3 protein-coding genes are annotated in these 5,223 nt (G+C 51.5%); all 3 read right to left on the bottom strand.

What is annotated here, in order from left to right:
* On the bottom strand, positions 1 to 2,510 hold a 2,510-nt coding region (locus EDC63_RS18210), incomplete at its 3' end, for an efflux RND transporter permease subunit (RefSeq protein ID WP_132920982.1).
* A 9-nt stretch (positions 2,511 to 2,519) separates the two neighbouring features.
* Positions 2,520 to 3,758, bottom strand: a complete 1,239-nt coding sequence (locus tag EDC63_RS18205) for an efflux RND transporter periplasmic adaptor subunit (protein ID WP_124946061.1) — start codon at positions 3,756 to 3,758, stop codon at positions 2,520 to 2,522.
* Between the two features lie 31 nt (positions 3,759 to 3,789).
* Positions 3,790 to 5,094: a TolC family protein gene (locus EDC63_RS18200; protein ID WP_223248246.1), complete on the bottom strand. Its 1,305-nt coding sequence runs from the start codon at positions 5,092 to 5,094 to the stop codon at positions 3,790 to 3,792.
* Positions 5,095 to 5,223 lie beyond the last annotated feature (129 nt).

Here is a 5,223-nt window from a genome sequence, read left to right as displayed (position 1 = left end):
CTTTTGATTTTAGCTGCCGCCTCCTTCACAAAACCGTCCACGTCACGTCCTTTCACGTCCATCTGGATGACGGCATAACGTTGCAGCTGTTCGCGCCGTACGAAGGAATAACCTTCATCCAGTTCCACCGTGGCGACTCTGGACAGTGGCACTAATGCACCACTCTGCGTACGAATCGGAATGTTGTTGATAGCTTCAACGCTGTTGCGGAATTCAGGTGCAAGCCACACCTGAATGTCGAAACGCTTGACCCCATCGATCAACGTACTCACCGCCTTGCCGCCGATACCGGCCTGCACCACCTCAAGAATGTCATCGGCGTTAATGCCGAAGCGTGCAGCGGACTCCCGATTCACCTTGATTACCATCTGCGGTTTACCTTTGTTGGCCTCCAGTGCAAGATCAGACACGCCCGTTACCTTTTGCAGGACGGCCTTGATCTCGCTAGACTGACGATCAAGTTCAGTCAAATCTTCACCATACAGCTTCAGTGCCAGGGTTGCGCGCACGCCTGAAATAAGCTCTTCCACACGCATCTGTATCGGCTGGGTGGCTGCGAACACTGCTGTTGGCACAACCTTTTCCAGAGATTCCTGCATTTCATGTGTCAGCGCCGGAAATGATATTGCTTCTGGCCATTGATCATGAGGCTTAAGATCCACCAGAATTTCCATATAGTTAACATCTGCCGTCTCACCAATTTCCGGGCGTCCGATCATCGCGATAGCCGATTTCGTTTGTGGAAACTGCTTGAGCCTTGCTTCAATTTGCTGGGAAATACGGATTGACTCTTCAAGCGAAGTAGAGGGAATGCTGGTCACACGAAACATGATCCCGCCTTCCTGTAGCGTTGGCATGAACTCCTTGCCGAGAAAAGGAAAGATAGCAATCGTCGCCACCAGCAAGACCAACGCCCCGCCAATCACCTTGCGCTTGTTTTCCAGCGCCCAATCCAGCAGCGGCAGATAAAGTTTTTTTGCCCATCTCACTACGAAGGTATCTTTTTCTTCCTTCGGACGAAGGATTAATGCCGCCAATACTGGCACCAGGGTGAGGGTTAGAATCAAAGAGCCAACCATGGCAAAGGTGATGGTCAGCGCCATCGGCTTGAACAGCTTGCCTTCTAGCCCGGTTAGCGCAAACAGGGGTAGGAATACCACGATGATGATTAAAATTGCGAACGCAGTCGGATTGATCACTTCCCGCGCCGCTTCCAGGATAACGTGCGTCTGATTGACCACCTGCCCCACCTTGTGGCTAAGCAGACGAAAGCTGTTTTCCACGAGTACAACCGCACCGTCCACCATCATGCCGATTCCCACTGCAAGCCCAGCGAGTGACATCAAGTTGGCTGACAAACCCCACTGCTGCATCAGAATGAAGCTCATCAGCATAGCCAGCGGCAGTGCAAGAATCACCACAATCGCAGAACGGATTTCTCCCAGAAACAAATACAGAATGATGGCCACTAAAATCGACCCCTCGACAAGGGCATTCTCAGCGGTTTTAATCGCTTTTTCCACCAACTCGGTGCGATCATAGGCCGTGTTAATGGTCACGCCTGCTGGTAACGCCTGCTGTACCGTTTTTAGCTTTTCCTTGACCGCGTCCACCACATTTTTGGCGTTTTCACCAATACGCTGCAACGCGATGCCTAGTACAACTTCCTCTCCGTTCTTGGTGATGGCACCAGTACGCAAAGCGGGTGCTTCTTTCACTTCGGCTACGTCGCGTACATATATTGGCGTTCCACCCTTTTCGGTGATTACGATGCTGCCGATTTCCTGCGCATTGGCAACCAGCCCCATGCCGCGCACCAGGTATTGCTCCTGACCGAGATTGACGTACTGTCCCCCGACTTGACGGTTATTCAGATGCAACGATTCCATCACAGCCTTGAAAGTCAGGCCATACTTGATCAGCTTTTGAGGATTGATCAACACCTGATATTGCTTTTCCTGCCCACCCCATGATGTAACATCGTCCAGCCCTGATGCAGTGCGTAACACCAAACGAATCGTCCAATCCTGGAGTGTACGCAAATCCATTTGCGTGAGTTTCTTGTCTGCAGATTCCACGGTGTACCAGAACACTTGACCTAACCCTGAGCTATTCGGGCCAAGTACTGGCTCACCATAACCTTCAGGGATACGTGCCTTGGCCTCCAGCAGCTTTTCGCTTACGAGGCGTCGAGCGAAGTAGATATCGACGTTATCCTTGAAGTACACGCTTACCGAGGACAGGCCAAACATGGAAACGGAACGGATCTGTTCTATACCAGGCAAGCCTGCCACAGCCGTCTCTACCGGGAAAGTCAGCAATTTCTCTACGTCTTCTGCAGCGATACCCGGAGAGGATGTATAAATATTTACCTGTACCGGTGTTACATCGGGAAACGCATCCACCGGTACTTCGCGCCAGGCTTTTACACCAAAGACGATTACCAAAACGAAGGCTACCAGCACCAACACCTTATAACGTAACGCGATATCAACAATATAATTCAGCATGGTCGCCCCCTAGTCCGCATCGCCAATTTGGGATTTGAGCAATCTGGCTTTTAGCGCATAAGCACCACTCACCACCACGCTCTCGCCAGCCACAACGCCAGATTTAAGCACGGCGTATCCTTGGGTACGTTCACCCACTACTACAGCACGCGACTCAAACCCTCCTTTTTCGGCAACAAACACCGTCGGTTGCCCCTGCAGCAACAACACGGCATTTTCTGGTACGATCAGTGCCTTGGCACTTGCTCCAGTGGTATTGATCGCGGCATTGGCAAACATTTCGGGTTTCAGTTTGCCATCGGGGTTAGGAACTTCCACCCGTGCCTTGATCGTGCGGGTTTCCTTGTTCATCGTACTGCTGATATAAGTGAGCCGTCCCTTGAAGACTTCTCCCGGATAGGCTGAAACCGTTACGGTGGCTTGGGCGCCAACCTTAACCTTGCCCAGATCCTTCTCGAACAGATCGCTTTCTATCCACAAAGTAGACAGGTCAGCTACGGTAAACAGTAATTGATCCGGTGTGGCGAGTTCACCCAGTACCGCTTTTTTCTCAATAACCGTGCCGGTAAACGGTGCCGCAAGTGAAAATATCGAACCAGTCAGTTTTTCCGGATCAACGCCCATCATGCGTAACTTGTCACTGGCGGCGCGTAAGCTCGCCCGGGATTTTTCATGCTCGGCTCGGGCGCGCAAATATTCCTTCTCGGGGATAATATTGTCGGCTTGTAACCGTTTGGCACGCTCAAAACCAGCTTGGGTCACCGCCACCTCACTTGCGGCTTGTATATAACTTGAGCGTGCCTCTCCCAGTTCGATACTATCCAGCATAGCCAGTGACTGGCCCGGCTTGACCATATCGCCCAAATTGGCATTTACCTTGACGATACGTCCTGGCACGCGCGGGCCTACATGTGCCAACCTATCCTGATTAGCTTGAATACTAGCTGTTACAAGCAGTTGCTCACTTCTTTCTTCAAGTTCCAGTGTTTGTAATTTGATACCGGCTTTCTGGGATTCTTCGGCGCTCAGGGTGAGGAGTTTTTCTGTGTCATTTCCTTCCTGCTTACCCGATGCTGAATTTGCCTCATCTTTAGCTGTTGGGTGCGCTTTCTCAGTCTGCTTTGTGTTTTTTTCCGGAGGTTGTTTGTCCCCGCACCCAGCAAGCAGGGTTGCAGACAAAGTGCCAACCAGCAACCATGAAGTGAGGCGTCTTGGCCCATACTTTTGTAATTGGTGTAAAATTTTCATATAAAAAGTTCCTTGGATTAGATTTTTTTGTTCAACGAGTGTCGTCAGGGGATTGCCAGCCTGCAGTTGCTTCAAGCGTAATTTTTGCCAGGCGTTGCTCCGTCCTCGCATCGAGCAAGTCACGTTGCCCATCCAGCACCTGACGGTTGACCAACAGCAGCTGCATCAAACCGATCTCTCCGGCCTGAAAGGCCATAGACGATAAGTGCTGGCTCTCCTCCAAGCTAGGCAATACAGATTCAGTCAATCGGTGGACGCGCGATTTCAAGTTTTCCAATCGTTCCCACAGTGCAAATACCTGGGCACGTGTATCTCGCTTAGCAGCCTGAATTTCAATCTGCGCTTGGGTTAATTCAGTCGTGGCGCGACCTATAGCAGTATCGTTACGACGAAACAGGGGAAGCGGCAAAGAGATGCTGATACCCGCTACTTTTTCCCGTGTGTCTGCTGGACCTTCGCGTGCGGCGGTTAACCCCACGGTGACATCGGGATAGACTGAGCTGCGCTCCAGATCAAGCCGGCTTTTAGCGGCTTTTTCACGAAAATCCAAGGCACGTAAGGCAGGGCGGTTGCTGGTGGCCAACAACAATTCTTCAATGGTGTAGGGAGCAGGGCCCGGATCGAGTGCACCCGCTACTTCCAGCATGTCCCCTGCTGGAAGTTGCAACAAAGTGGCGAGTTCGGTACGTGCTTGTATCAGTTGTTCCCGAAACATGGAAACCTGATTTTGAGCACGCTCAGCTTCCACCTTAGCAAGGTTGCCGTCCAACCGACCATCCTCTCCCGCTGCGACGCGCTTCCCAACCATGGTTGCTGCTTGCTGAATCAATTTCAGCGTTTGTTCTTCGGTTTGAATGCGCAATTGCAAACTCAGTACACGCACAAAACGCTGCTCCACTTCAGCGCGTAATTGGCGGCGTGTTTCCGAGATCACTTCTTGTGTTGCAGCAAAAGATTGTTCTGCAGCATTACGCCGAGCGCCTTGTTGTCCGGCAATTTCGAAGGTTTGTGCCAGCCCGACACTCCATTCGCGATTGATCTGGGTGGGATCGGCTGATTGAGGAATCTCCCGCCTGCGGCGTTCTGCGGTGAGCTGAGGATTGTTCCATAACAATGCACGGGCGTCGGTCAGCTCACCTTGCGCCATTGCAAGGTTTGCCTTGGCTGAATGTAAGGTGGGATTGGCTTCCTCAGCCTGTCTCCAGGCTTGATCCAGAGTCAGTTGCGCGGATATTGCCGGCGCAGCATATAAAACGGCGCATGCATAAGGTATGACTAAAATTTTGCGAGCCAGTGTTAGCCGCAAAAGAGTGCGGCTTAAAATTATTAATTTCACAATAAATCCTTACGAATTGGGTGCGCACTTTGCCAATGGCAAGTCACACCTCAAAAATTCAACAACAGCAACTATGCGTGGAAAAACGTCAGGAAATGGCGCGGGGTGGCCTGAATTGGCCGTCCGTGG

The sequence above is a fragment of the Sulfurirhabdus autotrophica genome, from assembly GCF_004346685.1.
Taxonomy (GTDB): Bacteria; Pseudomonadota; Gammaproteobacteria; order Burkholderiales; family SMCO01; genus Sulfurirhabdus; species Sulfurirhabdus autotrophica.
The sequence above is the reverse complement of the archived record's forward strand: the minus strand, read 5'-3'. Positions and strand labels throughout refer to the sequence as shown.